The sequence below is a fragment of the Halonotius sp. GCM10025705 genome (genome assembly GCF_042662885.1).
Lineage (GTDB): Archaea > Halobacteriota > Halobacteria > Halobacteriales > Haloferacaceae > Halonotius > Halonotius aquaticus.
Genome location: NZ_JBHSZD010000002.1, coordinates 256,144 through 272,075, shown reverse-complemented (window position 1 = coordinate 272,075; position 15,932 = coordinate 256,144). Strand labels below are relative to the sequence as shown.

13 protein-coding genes and 3 pseudogenes are annotated in these 15,932 nt (G+C 50.2%); 9 read left to right on the top strand and 7 right to left on the bottom strand.

The features are described from left to right. Nucleotides 1-119: 119 nt before the first annotated feature. From ACFQJB_RS14365 to ACFQJB_RS14345, 5 genes are all read right to left on the bottom strand, one after another. A complete protein-coding gene (locus ACFQJB_RS14365; RefSeq protein ID WP_379728464.1) occupies nucleotides 120-305 on the bottom strand; it encodes a hypothetical protein in 186 nt (61 codons plus the stop codon). A gap of 20 nt (nucleotides 306-325) precedes the next feature. Further along, nucleotides 326-1,420, bottom strand: a complete 1,095-nt coding sequence (locus tag ACFQJB_RS14360) for an AAA family ATPase (protein ID WP_379728462.1) — start codon at nucleotides 1,418-1,420, stop codon at nucleotides 326-328. 553 nt (nucleotides 1,421-1,973) lie between these two features. After that, entirely contained in the window at nucleotides 1,974-2,603 is a 630-nt protein-coding gene (locus ACFQJB_RS14355; protein ID WP_379728121.1) for an IS630 family transposase, read from the bottom strand. A gap of 73 nt (nucleotides 2,604-2,676) precedes the next feature. Beyond that, nucleotides 2,677-2,952, bottom strand: coding sequence for a helix-turn-helix domain-containing protein (locus ACFQJB_RS14350; protein ID WP_379728466.1), 276 nt, complete (start codon nucleotides 2,950-2,952; stop codon nucleotides 2,677-2,679). 526 nt (nucleotides 2,953-3,478) lie between these two features. Continuing rightward, a complete protein-coding gene (locus ACFQJB_RS14345) occupies nucleotides 3,479-4,330 on the bottom strand; it encodes a hypothetical protein (RefSeq protein WP_379728119.1) in 852 nt (283 codons plus the stop codon). 204 nt (nucleotides 4,331-4,534) lie between these two features. On the opposite strand from ACFQJB_RS14345, the pseudogene ACFQJB_RS14340 reads away from it, so the two are divergent. After that, a pseudogene (locus tag ACFQJB_RS14340) lies at nucleotides 4,535-4,856 on the top strand (DNA polymerase I); the annotation flags it as partial. A gap of 619 nt (nucleotides 4,857-5,475) precedes the next feature. On the opposite strand, the gene ACFQJB_RS14335 reads toward ACFQJB_RS14340, so the two are convergent. Beyond that, the gene (locus ACFQJB_RS14335; RefSeq protein WP_379728117.1) at nucleotides 5,476-5,784 is read right to left on the bottom strand and encodes a hypothetical protein; all 309 of its coding nucleotides are present in this window, start codon (nucleotides 5,782-5,784) and stop codon (nucleotides 5,476-5,478) included. 755 nt (nucleotides 5,785-6,539) lie between these two features. Between ACFQJB_RS14335 and ACFQJB_RS14330 the strand changes: the two genes are divergently transcribed. Beyond that, nucleotides 6,540-7,592, top strand: a complete 1,053-nt coding sequence (locus ACFQJB_RS14330; protein ID WP_379728115.1) for a PQQ-binding-like beta-propeller repeat protein — start codon at nucleotides 6,540-6,542, stop codon at nucleotides 7,590-7,592. 54 nt (nucleotides 7,593-7,646) lie between these two features. Here the strand turns inward: ACFQJB_RS14330 and ACFQJB_RS14325 are convergent, their stop codons facing one another. After that, nucleotides 7,647-7,976 carry a hypothetical protein gene (locus ACFQJB_RS14325; RefSeq protein WP_379728113.1) on the bottom strand — a complete coding sequence of 110 codons (330 nt, stop codon included), beginning with the start codon at nucleotides 7,974-7,976 and terminating at the stop codon, nucleotides 7,647-7,649. 202 nt (nucleotides 7,977-8,178) lie between these two features. Between ACFQJB_RS14325 and ACFQJB_RS14320 the strand changes: the two genes are divergently transcribed. The 7 genes and pseudogenes from ACFQJB_RS14320 (at nucleotide 8,179) to ACFQJB_RS14290 (ending at nucleotide 15,181) form a co-directional block, all read left to right on the top strand. Then, nucleotides 8,179-8,970 (top strand): pentapeptide repeat-containing protein, encoded by a 792-nt coding sequence (locus ACFQJB_RS14320; RefSeq protein WP_379728460.1) that lies wholly within the window; start codon nucleotides 8,179-8,181, stop codon nucleotides 8,968-8,970. A 416-nt stretch (nucleotides 8,971-9,386) separates the two neighbouring features. Then, entirely contained in the window at nucleotides 9,387-10,136 is a 750-nt protein-coding gene (locus ACFQJB_RS14315) for a hypothetical protein (RefSeq protein ID WP_379728107.1), read from the top strand. A 279-nt stretch (nucleotides 10,137-10,415) separates the two neighbouring features. Beyond that, nucleotides 10,416-11,117: pseudogene (locus ACFQJB_RS14310) on the top strand (PAS domain-containing protein); the annotation flags it as partial. Next, nucleotides 11,081-11,317: pseudogene (locus ACFQJB_RS14305) on the top strand (histidine kinase dimerization/phospho-acceptor domain-containing protein); the annotation flags it as partial. The pseudogenes ACFQJB_RS14310 and ACFQJB_RS14305, both read left to right, overlap by 37 nt. A gap of 165 nt (nucleotides 11,318-11,482) precedes the next feature. Continuing rightward, entirely contained in the window at nucleotides 11,483-11,809 is a 327-nt protein-coding gene (locus ACFQJB_RS14300) for a sensor histidine kinase (protein ID WP_379728481.1), read from the top strand. Nucleotides 11,810-12,092: 283 nt separating this feature from the next. Further along, nucleotides 12,093-13,238, top strand: a complete 1,146-nt coding sequence (locus ACFQJB_RS14295; protein WP_379726828.1) for an ISH3 family transposase — start codon at nucleotides 12,093-12,095, stop codon at nucleotides 13,236-13,238. Between the two features lie 392 nt (nucleotides 13,239-13,630). Next, nucleotides 13,631-15,181: a GLUG motif-containing protein gene (locus tag ACFQJB_RS14290; protein ID WP_379728103.1), complete on the top strand. Its 1,551-nt coding sequence runs from the start codon at nucleotides 13,631-13,633 to the stop codon at nucleotides 15,179-15,181. The last annotated feature ends 751 nt before the right edge of the window (nucleotides 15,182-15,932 follow it).

Here is a 15,932-nt window from a genome sequence, read left to right as displayed (position 1 = left end):
GATCGTTGATGTGTTAACGAACATCAAAAGAGATTATCTCGTGCGATCCTGAATCGCTATGTGATACATTTGGGTTTGTCTTATTTAAGCAGTCCGTCAAACTGATATCTCGTTGGGCGTCACTGAAAAGCAGGAGACGAGTTGAGATCTTCAGTGAATAGTCGACCGCGTTTGAAATCTGTGTATGCGTCTTCGAATTGACTTCGAGACAGCACCATCTCGTCGACATCGTCATCACGCATCCCGATCGTTACTGCCCGCTCACAGATAGCTGCAATCTCAGCGCCAGTGACAGTCTCCGTCATCTCGGCGAACCATTCTGGGGTTACATCCTCGGTAAGTGGAATATCACGCGTATGAGTTTCAAAAATATCCTCCTGTACGCTGGTTTTGGGGCGATCGATCTCAGATGGTAGTCAAACCGGCCCGGACGTAACAGGGCCGGATCGAGTGATTTCGGCCGGTTCGTGGCAGCAATCACCATCACTTGATTAAGTTGCTCAACCCCATCGAGTTCAGTCAAGAGCGTATTGACAGTCGTGTCCTCGCCCAGGTTACCTCGTTCACCGCCCAATAAATCGAACTCGTCGAAGAATAGAATCGTCGGTGCGTTCCGTTGTGCACGGTAAAATAGGCCGGGGATCTTCTGCTGGGCATTTCGCTTGAGCAATGAGGAGTTGACTGGGATGAACGTATAGTCTAACTCGTTTGCGAGAGCCCGAACCAACATCGTCTTGCCGGTTCCCGGTGGGCCATGCAAAAGGATTCCACTGCCGAATTCCACACCCATTTTGGCACCGATATCTTCGTGTGTCAATGCTTGTTCGACTTGTTCGAGGAGTCGTCGCTTTGCTTCCTCGTGGCCGCCAACATCGTCGAAAGTGACTTCGGGCACATCCACATTGGTCAGTGTTTCCTCGTCGACGAGTTTTTCAACACGTTCCGTATTGACTTGCTTAATAACAGATACGATGTCGGATTCGTCCAGCGGCGGGGCAGTCCCGGCAGTGGTCGTTGCGGTGGCTGCGAGTCGTCGCATGAGCCGCTGGAGGTCTTTGGTACCGAACTGATCGGTCTCTCTGGCGAGTCGCTTGATATCGTACTCTTCAGGTGTAAGTCCCGATATATCCCCACCCACCGTTTCCAGTCGGTTTCTGATGATTGCTTCCCGTCTGGATATCTCCGGTCGCTCAATTTCGACCACGACATCCATGTGTGGGAGATATTCCTGAAGGTGCCCGTGTAGTTGATGATCCGCCATCGAACTCAACACGACGATATCTGAGCCATCCTCACGGAGGGTATCAAGTTGTTGTCCGAGTGTTCTGATCACGTCGTCTGAGAACATGCCATCTAAGCAATCCAGAAGAATCGTGACCGGCTGATTGGAGACACACTCCTCGAAGAGCGAGGTGATCATTTCTGGCCCCGGCGGCCGATACTCGTGGAGCGACGTTATCTGGATAAACTCGTACCCGTGTTTGCCCAACTCGCCGGCCGTAGCTCGTAGGAACCGTCGCTTTCCAGCCCCATCTGGTCTCGAAGATGGTGGCACTGATTGGGCGGAATTGGTTTGGAAGGGTCGTATCGGCGGTTTGGAGAATCGTTTTTGCGCTTCAACTTTCTGTGGTTCGAGACCGCAGATATCTTCGAAATCGATCGCTGGGGGGATTGTGGTTCGAACTCGCGTGCTGGATCGAAGTCGTCTTCCATTGGGATCAGTAGCTCAGGCTGACGTGAAAATACCTGCTGTTGACAGAAGAATTTTCTCTGATGCCTCGTTGCGGCGTAGTTGACATCCTCCTCCGCGTGAACGCGGAGGAATCCCGACGGCGGTTGGGATATTAGAGTAGTAGTTCGGAGTGAGAGAGACGAGAAGCCAACTGTGAGCACTGACAACGATGTCAGCCATCAACATGCTAACCAACAAATAGCGGGATTCAGGCCTAACTGTAGGTTCAGATGTGGTCTGACTAGTTCCTCGGCTCAACTGGATACAGCTGCCGTAGCTTGATACGAGCGTCACCGGTGGTAAATTGCCAGTCGATAGGTCGATCAACCGCATTGTGTCGCCCTTTCCACGCAGCGACCTCCGCTCGGAGTGTCGCTGCGTCATAGATACGCTGGTCAAGACACTGCCGTTTGAGCACACCAATCTTGATTTCGGCCATGTTCAGCCAACTTCCTCGCTTCGGCGTGTAGTGGAACTCGAATCGATCAAGATACGCTTTCGCTTGCTCCGGTGGGAAGAAATCGTAGAAGGCAGCCGGTTTGTGCGTATTAGGCTGATCCATCACAACCCGGATGCGATCAGCATCCGGGTAGTGAACATCTGCCAGTTCAACCATCTTGTCGATCCATTCGGTCGTTCGCCGTCGGTCTGTCACCTCGACAGCCACCCAGCCGGTCAACGGTTCAGTAGTGATGTGTAGCCGCTGTTTCCCGTTAGGTTCGTAGCGATGATCGACCCGAGCGACCGCTCCCGGTTCGGCCGGGAGCGGATCGCGTTCATGCCTACGAAGTGCCTTGCTTGACTCGTCAAAACAAGTGACTGGGCGGGTTTCGTCATATGGCTCGTGGTAAAGAGCAAGCACGTCCTCCATGCAGTAAACGAAGTCAGCGTCTTGGTCAGGCGTTATTTCCCAGCGCTGGAGAGATGCGGTTTTAGGGCGTTTTTTACACGCTGTCGGACAGTTTCGTGAGAGATCGACTCAAGTCGATCTCGTCGAGCATCACGAGTTCATCAGCGAGGAGATGGAGCGTCCAGCGAGAGTGTCCTTTTGGTGGCTCGCTGCAGGCAAGTTTGATCAGTCGCGCTTCGGCATCGCCATCGAGTTTGGTCTCGTATTCGCGGTCGGGCTTGCGGCGATGAATCGCCGCGAGCCCTCTGTCACAGTAGTTTTTGCGTGCGTTGTGCGGTGTTCCGATAGAACAGCCGACGTGCTCACAGATTGCCGCATCTGTGAGCCCCTCGTCAGCCTTCAGGAGAATACGCGCTCGCGTGATATCTTCGGCTTTGTGCCCACCAGTCGAGATGAACCATTCGAGCGTTCTCCGTTCTTCATCAGAGAGATTAACAACGTGCTGCTTTCATCCCATTCCTGCAGATACGGTCTCAGAGAACTTAAGCTATCGAGTCTAAGTCTGAAGCCACACTCAGCGTGCTGAAACTCTGTTTGCACTTGGCTTGATATGTCCATTTCGCAGAATGAGCAATCACCGTCAAAATCCACTGATCGCTGCTGGAGAGGGCTGTTCATGCCCACTTCAGTCCGTCAGCAGCGGGAATAGTATTTGTGGGTAAGAGACAGAGATGGAGAGCGTATCGGTTACAATGGGTGGTCAGAATCAGTGCTATTTAAATCGCTCGATACAGCTGTTTTCGTCAACAGTTCGGTTGATTATTGTAAGTGTTGATGCTGAACACTTTACAAAGAAGAGGTAGAATGTAAATAACCTGTATACGATCAGTTGTGTTCTACTGAATGTTGACAATATACTTACTACATTCTGGGCACTTGTACCCGTAGTCCATACTATCAACGTTGTGCCCATCTTTACAGGTAAATGAATTAGATTTCGATGTTATAAAATCAATTATGTAATCACCACAATCACACTTGTATCCGTATTTCAGGTTATCGGGAGTGAAGATATGCCCCGATTCACACTGCATATACTCTGGATCACCGGATCGCCTGAAATCAATTATGTAATCACCACAATCACACTTGTATCCGTATTTCAGATTATCGGGAGTGAAGATATGTCCTGATTCACACTGCATATACTCTGGATCACCGGATCGCCTGAAATCAATTATGTAATCACCACAATCACACTTGTATCCGTATTTCAGATTATCGGGAGTGAAGATATGTCCTGATTCACACTGCATATACTCTGGATCACCGGATCGCCTGAAATCAATTATGTAATCACCACAATCACACTTGTATCCGTATTTCAGATTATCGGGAGTGAAGATATGTCCTGATTCACACTGCATATACTCTGGATCACCGGATCGCCTGAAATCAATTATGTAATCACCACAATCACACTTGTATCCGTATTTCAGATTATCGGGAGTGAAGATATGCCCCGATTCACACTGCATATACTCTGGACCGTTTTGAACAGATTCAATAGCTAAGTCACCACAGTCACATTTGTAGTCATAATTAAGATTATCTGGAGTGAAAAAATGGCCAGATTCACATTTAAGATACTCAACTGCCGGTGAGGGCGAGAGTGACGTATCATTACACGACGGACATTCATCATCTGTATTAACGTAGTGACCTTGAGAACACTGATGGATCGACATATGTTATAATTCTGAATTGCCAACTTAATATTTGCTATCGGTACTTCTGTGGTTTATTCTGATATCCATGTTAGGAGCAAATAATGACAGAGTTCTGAATGAAACCTCTATATTCAGCATTCCGCCCATTTCCATATCACACTTCAGACAGTTGTTTCATCAAATTTGGCAAGAGCCCTTTTTTAGATAGAAATGTTGATTTAAAACCGTATCTCGAAACCGCTGGAGAGCTACGCACAATACACCCAGAACGTTGCAGCACTTGAGCGCGCGCGACCAAGAGATCAACGTCCATCCGGGACAGGATATCGAATACGTGGTCGTTGACGACGAAAAATCGTCGCGCGAACGAGTCACCCTCGCCCACGAGACGACTGACACCTACGATCCCGACTATTATGAGACACAATTGGTTCGTGCTGTCGAGAGCATTCTCTCACCGGTGGGATGGAACCGAGGCGATATACAGCGGGCTCTTCGTGAAACAGAAAACAGCAGCCTCGATGGGTTCAAAGAGAAAATCTAGTATTTCTTATACATCTGCACCAGCGATAGAGAGGGATTAGCCCATAGTCGTGTTGGGCTTTAGGAAAAAGACTAGGGCCAAGAATTAGATTTGTAGTAACTCGGTGATACTTACACTACACAATTACCGTATGCGATCCAACTCACTTGGCGGCGATCTCGATTGCAACGCATCGCCGACTCAATTATCAGTTCTTTTCGAGAGCTCAGTGACACCGATACCGGCCAGATTCAGGACGGGTATCCAACCTCCCCAGCATTTGTATACAGCCATCCGTCGTCGATCCGTACATCTGGATGAAACACACCTCTATTCTGCACGGCCCAAAATCCAGCTATCCATCCTTCAGACTCCAGTTTCATCGAGTCTGCCGTATGCCACCCATCGGGCACTCCCCAGTGTTCGAAATCGTTTATAGCGGTTGACAGTACTACAAGACAATGATTTCTGCTCTGTTGAATAGCGGTCTCTGAGCCACAGTGAGACAGCACCTATCTTGAGATAACTATCGTCAGCCGCTAACAAGCCGATTCAGATTTCGATCCCCTCGGCCAGCACTGCTATTCAACAGGGCAATGATTTCAACGACTGTATCGAAAACTGGTTGCCACAATCCGGATTAAGCTACTGCGGTAGTGTAATGAGTGATAGCTTTCTCCTCGTCATCGATCGTTTCGACGGTTGCCTGAGGTTTATCGAAGGAATCGAGAACCGCCCTGGGTGCGAAATAGTCCTTTTCAATTTGTCCAAAATACGAAAACGAAACCGTCTGTATCTCATGTTCTGTGTGTTCCTCGACGAAGCTCAGCATATATTCTGAGAGAACCTTGATTTGATCGTCTCCGGGCCTCGGGAGTTGTTCCTCTGGAGTCCCGTGGTCTCTGATCAGCTCTGCCCATTCCTCCTCGGATCTATCGGTCGGGGCCATACGGAAGATGGTGCACGGAGTGGAATAATCGATTCGGAGGCAAATTCTGGAATCCTAGCACCTCTCTGTCAGGAATGAAATATAGTAGGATGGTTTCAGTTCGACGGGCTCGTGTGGCAACATCAGTCAAATAATATAGGATGGGCCAATGAAATTTGATACTCGTGGGTAAAATCGAGTTCGAAGGAGATGATGAGGTTCGGACAGTAGAAGGCACGTGTCTGTACAGGCAGGATACCGAATCGTGGTGTGTCGAGGAAGACTGTGGAAATATAATTTTGATTCCTCGTGAACGGGTCATCAAAGTGGTGCAATTCGCCCACGAGGGGGATGGAATCGCCGTCGACACGGACGAGTAATATCTGGCCGGAGTGGAAATCGAGTTCAAAGACACCGATAGGCGGTTCGAAAGACGACACCGCACCGGTACTCGGTCAGTCTTCGAGTCGATCTCTACCACAGAATCAAAAGAATCCAACACGAAAACGAACGTCAGTACCTCGAGCCATGGATTCGATCAGGTACGAAACACCCGACGGCAAAGTTTGGATCACGACCGATGACCAGGGTGCTCTCGATTTCTCACGACCGGGAGACCCGTCATTACGAAATCAGGTATGGTGATCGCATCGATGGTCAGGCCCAGCCCGTGAAGATGGTGAGCATTCCCGAATCTCGCGTGTACGAGGCGATTTTGTAATCTTCCTAAGTTGAAGAGGCCACCAATAAGATGCTGGGTCGACACGATGGTGACAATGGATGACCGTTCTGTCCGGATGTACAACCCCACCCATCGGTTCGACGTGGCCACCGAGACAGTCCAGACGACTGAACCCACAATCGAGCGATCACTACAGTTTCACCGGGGGATTCACGAAATAGCAATTTGGGACGACGCGCTGTATGTGGCCCAGGGTCATAGTATAACGGTGTCTGATTTGCAAACAACCAACGAGAAACGCTGGCGATTCGACACGGATGGGGTGGTGTACTCTTCCCCGGCTGTGGTCGATGGATCAGTATTCGTCGGTAGTGCCGACGGGCACCTCTACGTGCTGGATGCAGCCACTGGCGACCGACGGTGGTGTTTCGAAACCGATGGTCGAGTCGGCTCCTCGCCGGCTGTGGTCGATGGGACTGTCTATGTCGGGAGTTTCGATCACCATCTCTACGCGCTCGATGCGACGACCGGCCACGAACAGTGGGCCGTCGAGACCAGTGGATTCGTGGACTCCTCGCCAGCAGTGATGGGTGAAACCGTATATGTCGGCAGCGCAGACGGTCACGCCTACGCCCTGAATGCAGTAACTGGCGATAGCATGTGGAATTTCAAAACTGAAGGTGTCGTTGAGTCGTCGCCGACGGTGTCAAATGGCACCGTCTTCATCGGGAGTGGCGACGGGTATGTCTACGCACTGGATGCTACATCTGGGAGTGAAGAGTGGCGCTTCGATACGGGTGCGGCAGTGAGGTCTTCACCGGCGGTGGTGGGTGATACCGTGTTCGTCGAGAATCAGGATGACCATCTCTATGCAATCGGGGCTACCACGGTTACTGAGCAGTGGAGCTTCAAAATCTCCTCGAATACAGATGGATTTGTGGAATCTTCGCCAGTCGTCGTCAATGACACAGTCATCGTCAACGGCATCGATGGGAGTGTCTATGCGATAGCTGCAGACACCGGTGATGAGTGTTGGACATTTGATACCGGAGAGTGGGTTCAGGCGTCTCCGGTGATCGTAGATGGGATCCTCTACATCGGGGATGAACACGGAGCCGTTTCCGCTCTCGATGTTTCCAAGCTATAGATCCGTTGATGTCACACCCACTAACTGTTTAATTACTACATACGGGTGCGAACGCTACTGGTACTTTGATAATATTTTCCGCGCTTCTTCCTTGGAGGCTACATCCATTTGGGGAACTATTCGACGTTCCAAGCCTCCGTCAACACTGAATTTTTGAACACTGACGAAATCATGCTCACCGTAGTCTTTGTACTGAAGAAACAGCGTCCCGTCACGATGCCGCCGCCAATAATGAGTCCCGGCCTCCCACGTATCACTGTCCCAATCGTCTATCGAGACAGCGGATGCAGCCGATTTTGTACTCCCGACCCCAAACACGGCAGCCCCGATAAGGGAGAGTAATTTCCTGCGGGCGGTGGTTCCACTCTGGAAAATGGACTTCATACTGTTAGATCAAATAGGGTGTGAGATTATAAGCGTTGGTCTCGGACGTGAGTTGCTGAAACCAACGGAGGGCACGGATGCGTACAGCGGTAGCAGGGCAAAAGCCTACCCGATCCGGGTGATTTTCCACAGTAGCTCTCTATGGAACGGATCGGCCTCTCACGTCCGATGATAATATACGGTCAGCATAGAACAAGTAACTATGACTTCCCTCGGCGACGATACGGATCTAACGAAGTCGGATCTGACACCGCACGCCGACCTCGGCGGGGCGAATCTGTCTGGGTTCAATTTGAGAGGAATCGATCTTACCGGGGCGGATTTATCGAATGCAGACCTCTCCGAATGTGATCTCAGTGGCGGACAGTTCGATAGGGTCGATTTCTCCGGGGCGAAATTGGTGGAATCTACATTGGGTGGTGGCAGTTTCGTGAACGCGACGTTCGTGAATGCCGATTTGACCCGGATAGATGCATACCACGATGTCGAAACGACTGACTTCTACGGGGCCGATTTTACCACCAGTTCACTGCAGAATGCAAATTTGATCCATTCCTCCTTGATCAATATCGATGCGGAGGCTGCAGACTTCTCGGGGTCCTGTCTGTCGTTTACGGATTGCAGAGGGGCAAACTTCCTCAACGCTGATTTGTCGAACATCAAGTGTCTCCACGGTACCCTGAGCAACGCAACGCTCCGAGAGGTGACTATGGCAAACTCGTACATGGCTTATTCCACCTTCGATCACTCAGATCTCTCGGCGGCCGATTGTATGGACTGTGACCTGAGAGGAGCAGACCTGTCGCATGCCGACCTAATGGAAACCGATCTCTCTGAATCTGACCTTTCGGAAACCACCCTCGGCCACGTGACTCTGGATGGAGCCAAGTTGACAGATGCATATTTCTCTGGCTGTGACTTCGAACATGCCACGATGGAAGACGAGAGTGTCGATACGGAGGTCATAGAGCGCTCTGGTGGTCGATTGGACTAACGACGATCATACATTGTACTAGCGCCTTGACGAATCGTTCACCGATACCGGTAGTACCCAAGTATAATTGCTAATTATCTCTTATACATCTGCACCACCGATAAAGAGGAATTAGCCCATAGTCGTGTTGGGCTTTAGGGAAAAGGGCTACCGCCAAGGGTCTGCTTTCAGGAGAGGCTCTTGCCTAATTTGGTGAAACAATCATCCGATGTTTGATATGGGAATATCTGAGTGATGAATATAGAGGATGAGTACAGCACAACGCCTTCCTCTGCTTCGGTAGGTCTCAGCTGTGTCACCTGATCAACAGACGGGCGTATTGGGCGACGCAGCATCAATCAAATCTCATGGTAAGGTTGAATCCTACCCACCAGTCACAAAGATTATACGGCGTTTCTCGTATCTTGAGCTGTCTAATGGATGTTGAAAAGCCCCGTCTTGTGTCGTTCGCAGTCTTGGTGGCTCTCCTTCTTGTTGCTCTCCCATTTTATCCCGGAACTTTCAGTCCAGGACACGACCCAAATTCGTATAAGTACAAACATCAGATCGAAGAAGGGCCTACAGAGAATGTTACCGGCAATTTGGATCTTGGTGGGGAGACCGACGTGGAACATATCACGTATGAATACGAGGAACTGTCCCCAATAGCACAAGTGTTGTTCGAGCGGACTCTGAACGCCGAATCGCTGACGCACACTCCAGTCGTGTGTGAAGAATATGTGCTTGTTTGTGACAGCTACTACAAACACGACCTCCCGTCAGAATTCAAATACGGTGCAGCATGGGAAGAAGACGAACTTTACTACTCGATTATCGAGTTCAACGGCAGTCAATACCTCCTTCAAACTGGCGTCTTATCACCCGGTGCTGGGGAGAACTTTCTCATTGCGATTTTGGCGTTTTTCTTCCGTGCTCTGACGCTTCTCCTCGGTGGAGCGATTATTACTGCCACAGTTATTCGGCTCTCAGACCGTTGGACGGATGGTGACGGGAGTAGATACTCTGCCCTTGTCGGTGCAGGAGCGATTTTTGCCGTCCTCGGCTTCCTTACGCCGTATCTCGAGATGTATAGTGGGATCGATTTTACCTCGGTTCTATTGGCAAGCGGAGCCATAGCCGCAATCGGTTATATCTTTGTCCGGTATATATTGCGGACTCGTCACTGAAATTGCCTATGGTGGCTGTCGCCACATAAATTTCAGCGAGAGTCTGTACGAATAACAACACCGGTAAAGATGGGTCGGCGATGACGACAAATCCCTCGTAGGGAGCATCGTGGACTGATCTCGCCTTGTACCACATTCGCGCTTTCTATTTATGACCCGAATTGTGAGGGTATTCTAAGATGAATTTGAGCCGGCGACCGATGCAGAGCATATACTTCTCGAAGTTATTTTTCTGGATTTGGGAGTCCTGTTTATATTTCCTCCAGTCATACCGCTCACATGGAAGGTGAAATGCATCGAAAGCTTGTCCAAGAGTTCTCTGATATAGCGACGATTATCGATTCAGACGGGACGATTACGTATGTGAGCCCCTCGGTCACCCGGATGCTCGGATATGAGCCTGCGGAACTAGTCGGGGAGGTCGGCTACGAATATCAACATCCGGACGACCGTGATAGTGTTGCCGACGCCATTGAGACGATCCAGACGAATCCCGACGACACCCAGATAATCGAGACACGGTTTCGTCGTGCCGATGGCTCGTGGTGTTGGATCGAGGCGACACTACAAAACCGGCTTGACGATCCAGATTTCAATGGAATCCTCGTGAATAGCCGTGACATCTCCAAGCGAAAACGACAGGAACACCAACATCAGGAGCTTGCCAAAGAGTACAAAACACTTCTAGAGAATGTCGATGATAGTATTTTCTTCATAAACGTCGAGTCAGTAGATACGGAGTACGTGTTCCGGTTCGAGCGTTTGAACCGAGCCTACGAGGAACAAACCGAGATTTCGACCGAGGAAGTCCGAGGAAAGACCCCAACCGATGTGTTTGGTGAGGATCTCGGGTCAAACCTCCAAGCAAACTATCATCGGTGTGCCCAAGTTCAGGAACCGATCTCATATGAGGAAGAGGTTCCAGTCGAGACGGGCGCACGATTTTGGGAAACGGTTCTCACACCGGTTCTTACCAACGGCGAAGTGACCCAGATTATCGGTATCACACGGAATATCACCGAGCGGGTCAAACAGGAGCGACAGCCCAGAGACAGAAGGAGCAACTTGACGAGTTCGCAAGCGTCGTATCCCACGATCTGCGGAATCCACTCGGTGTCGCACAAGGCCGGGCAGAACTACTCGCAACCGAATGCGACAGCGATCATCTCCCTCCCATCATCAGATCACTTGACCGGATGGAAGAAATTATCGCTGATACGCTTACACTTGCCAGACAGGGTCAAGTTGTCTCAGATCAAGAGCCGATAGACGTAGTCAATTTAGTCGGGAAGTGCTGGAAGAACGTACAGTCAGATGAGGCCACCATCGAGATTGAAGACAACGTCGTGATCACCGGTGATCCGGGTCGACTCCAACACATATTCGAGAACCTCTTTCGGAACGCGATTGAACACGGCGGGACGGACGTAACTATCCGAGTCGGCCAAATCGACACACACGGAATTTACGTTGAAGACACTGGTTCAGGGATTCCTGAAGACGCCCGTGAGGCAGTGTTTGATGCTGGGCATACCTCGACAAGTGGCGGAACCGGGTTTGGGTTGACAATCGTCAAACGGATCGCAGAGGCCCACGGCTGGGAGGTGAAGATTGTCGAGGGGATTGATGGCGGAGCACGATTTGAGTTCACTGGTGTCGATATTGATCAGTGACAGATACGCGCTGTGCATCTTGCACTGGCCATCTTGATAGAATCGTGATAGACCTGTTTCGCTGTCTTCGGCAAGAGCCTCAGGAGAATCCGTGCCCGCGTAATGTCCTCAGTTTTGTGCTCACCGGTCGAAATGAATCACTCAAGCGTCCTTCGCTCCTCATCAGAGAGATCAACAACGTGCTGCTCCCGGCTCATTCCTGTAGATACGTTCCCAGAGAGCTTAAACTAGACAGTCTCAGTCGATCACATCGGGTTAGAAGTCGGGTCTGCTTGGAAGAGGTGTGCAACAACCCCAAGCAGACAGTGAATTAGAAGAACAGCATCTGATTAATTTTGTCGTTAACCGGCTTGAGGATACACTTCCGCTTGACCTCGGTGAAGAGGTAGAAGTAACGCCAGCAGAGCTTTACAAGGTTCTCGTCGGCGCATGCGCCGACGGAACCTCAATCACACATATCTGCGAGACCACTGATGACTCACCGCACGATAACACTGTTCGTGAGTATTTCACCGATCAGTTTGACCTCGAAACACTCGAACTCGCGGGAAACACGCTCCTTCAGCGGGAGCTCATCGAGGTTCTTCCGAATCGACCGGTGGAGGTCGTCGCCGACCTCCACCTCGATCCCTACTACGGGAACGAAGACGAGACAGCCCATCTCTACTCCTCTGAGGCCAAACGAGGAACAACTACCTTCCACGCGTACGCAACACTCTACGCACGTGTCCGCAACAAGCGGTACACGCTCGCTCTGCGAAAAGTAACCGACGGTGAGACGACCAGTGATATCCTCACAGAGTTCCTCACCCTCCTTGACGGCCTTGACCTCGGCGTCAAGGCCGTCTACCTTGACCGTGGTTTCTACAACAGCGACTGTATTGACCTCCTCTCAGCGTACAACTACGCTTACGTCATGCCAATCGTAAAATGGGGCGATGAAATCAAAGAAGAACTCAACAACGGCTGGAGTCGAATCATCCAGCACAGCATTGCTGACAGCGTGACCTTTCCGATATTCATCGACTGCGTCTACCAACAAGGCAGATACGACGAGCATGGCGTGGCGCGTCACGGCTACGCCGTCGACGCGCCGTTCATCGACACGCCTGCCGAAGCACGCAGACACTACAGCAAACGCTTCGGGATTGAAGCCAGCTACCGACTTGCTCAGGAGAGCCTCGCTCTGACTAGTTCTCGGGACGCTGGCCTTCGCTATCTGTTGTTTGTGACGAGTCTCCTCCTACAGAACGTCTGGCGTTACGTGCACTGGGAATTTGTGGCGACGACCCGCCGTGGCGGGCGTCGCCTCTGGAAATGGCCCTTCGTTGAGTTCTGTGAAATGCTCACCCGAGCCGTCTGGGCAGCGTTCAACGTCCGAAGGGCAGTCCCAGCCAACAAACCTCCAGACGATCGGTTCAAGCGATAACTTCGGTAGCTGAAAGAGCGTTGACCAGTGGCAACGCCGTCGCGTCGGCGGCAGATCGCCGCCGACAGCGACTACACAAGTGACCAGTTTCTCTGAACCGTCCAGTGGACGAATTGAATCGGTGTCTATCCGGTTGATATCCTCGTCAGCTCCGAGCTCTCATTAGTGCAATGTGATCGACTGAGTCTAAGTCTGAAGTGCCCTGTTGAATAGCAGTGCTGGCCGAGGGGATCGAAATCTGAATCGGCTTGTTAGCGGCTGACGATAGTTATCTCAAGATAGGTGCTGTCTCACTGTGGCTCAGAGACCGCTATTCAACAGAGCAGTCTGAAGCTACACTGAGCCCGAGCCGATTACAAAGTAGTTTTCAAATGGTAAATTACACATACGCTATGGCTAAGGAGAGACAAAATTTACTGATACCGAACCGACGAGGAATGATTAAATCAATTGGTACCATTGGGATCGTAGGAGCCGTCGGAAATGGGACAGTCAGTGCCCAATCAGGGGCACAACAAATCTCGGATTGGAATGATCTCCATGCGATACGAGATGATCTCAATGGAGAATATGTATTGACTACCGATCTTGACGAGAGCACTGCCGGATACGAGGAGTATATCGGTGATTCGGAACCTGGGTTCGAACCAATTGGGAAAACTCATACAGAGTTCACCGGGACATTCGACGGCCAAGGAAACGAAATTCGAGACTTAGTAATCAAAAAACCAGATAGCGAACTCGTCGGTCTATTCGGGTTAGCTGGTGATGGGGCGGTTGTAAAAAATATCACACTTTTCGGTGTTGAAGTCACTGGCGATTACGATGTCGGAGCTCTCATCGGTGGTGGCAATGGTACTATTAAGACCTCAGCAGTAACCGGTACTGTTTCTGGAAGGCGCAATGTCGGTGGTATTGTTGGCAGAAATAGGAAGGCCACAATAAGAGACTCAGCAGCTGGTGTCACGATCACTGGCGAATCGAATGTCGGCGGACTTGTTGGCAAAAACGATAATAAAATCAGAAATTCGTGGGCTACTGGTGAGGTCACTGGCGATTCAAGTGTTGGTGGTCTTGTTGGACTCCACAGTTATACCGGTTTCACGCCGGGGACGATAATTGAGTCGTGGGCTAGTGGAGACGTTGAGGGAGACAGTACTGTTGGTGGGCTTGTCGGTGGGAGCTTCCATAATGATTTGGAAGGTGAAATAATGACGTCCGCAGCCAGCGGTACTGTCACTGGTGAATCTGAGGTTGGAGGTCTTATTGGTTCAACTAGTGCCAGTACAATAATTACAAATTCCGTGGCTCTTGGTCAGGTTACTGGTACGGAAGATGTGGGCGGCTTTGCTGGATATAACAAAAATACAATAAGCAACTCCTTCTCGTGTGGTGCAGTCACCGGAGACCAACAGATTGGCGGGTTTCTTGGGAGTAATTCTGGGGAGGTAACAGATAGCTACTGGGACTTGGCCGGTAGCGATCAATCTGAAAGTATTGGTCGACAGAATGGCGACAGCAACAACATCACCGGATTGTCAACAGTAGAAATGCAGGGGAAAGTGGCCGAGAAAAATATGTCGGCACTTGATTTTGACGGGACATGGAAAGCCGTTAAAAACCCGGCTGACTATCCCGTTTTATCCTCACTAACGGATAATAGAGATATTCAACACCTACAACAACAATCATATAGGGACGATGTACCAACCGAACAGCAATCAGCAGGAGAAACTGAATCTTCCGAACAAGATTCAGAGGAACTTAACGAGTCAGGAACACAGGAATCTGTAACAGAAAACGAATCCACCCAACAGGAGGCAACTGATGATACTTCCAGCGACTCAACGCCAGGATTCGGAATAACAGGTAGTATAGTTGCCTTCGGTGGTGCTGGGTACATGATCAAACGTCGTCTAACTGGAGATCAGGTTGACGAATAAATTCCCTGTACGTAGCGATACGTGAGTTCTCTGTATCAATCTATCCGACTATCTGGATTCCCGAAGAGATTCTGTGCGAGATACGCGCGAACTATTCAGCAGTTGGCGAACCAACTCATACAGTAGTTGACAGACACCGACTGACCGATAGGGAGCCTGGATTCAGCAAACTGAATTACGCTCTTGTGAAGTACCTTGTTGGTGGAGAACTGTCTTGCGATTCATGGAGTACTGAAATCACATTTGGCTGAGTCAGATTGAGTTTGTCACCAGCTGAAGACGGGTTTCTAGTCCATTAGAACGAGTCTCGCCAATGCTACCAACAATCTGCTTCCCAAAAGCGAATTCTAAAATACTTTACCTGACATGGGGTGGAATAGAATCCGTCTCTGGGCCTGAGGCAAGATGTTTCAAATGAGATATTCTTGAAGCGCTTGCCAAACAGAGGCTTGATCCTGAGCCCAAACTACCCAGTGGAACAAGTTTTACTATTTTGACTTTACAAAACGGCCCCTATACTTTAGGCAAAAACATTTTAACCTGTCATATAATTATTCTGCCTATGTGACGATTAGAAGGTCAACTGACACTTGAGGGAGAGTGGCAAGCGTTGGATAAGTTGGCCAAAGAAAAGGTACGGCAGGCTTGGCGGGGTTATGATCGGCGCATTGACGAACCACCATTAGATGGCAGTAACACGTCACGTACCGCAGATGGAAATGACCTTCTTGCGGAAATATCGACCTCAAAG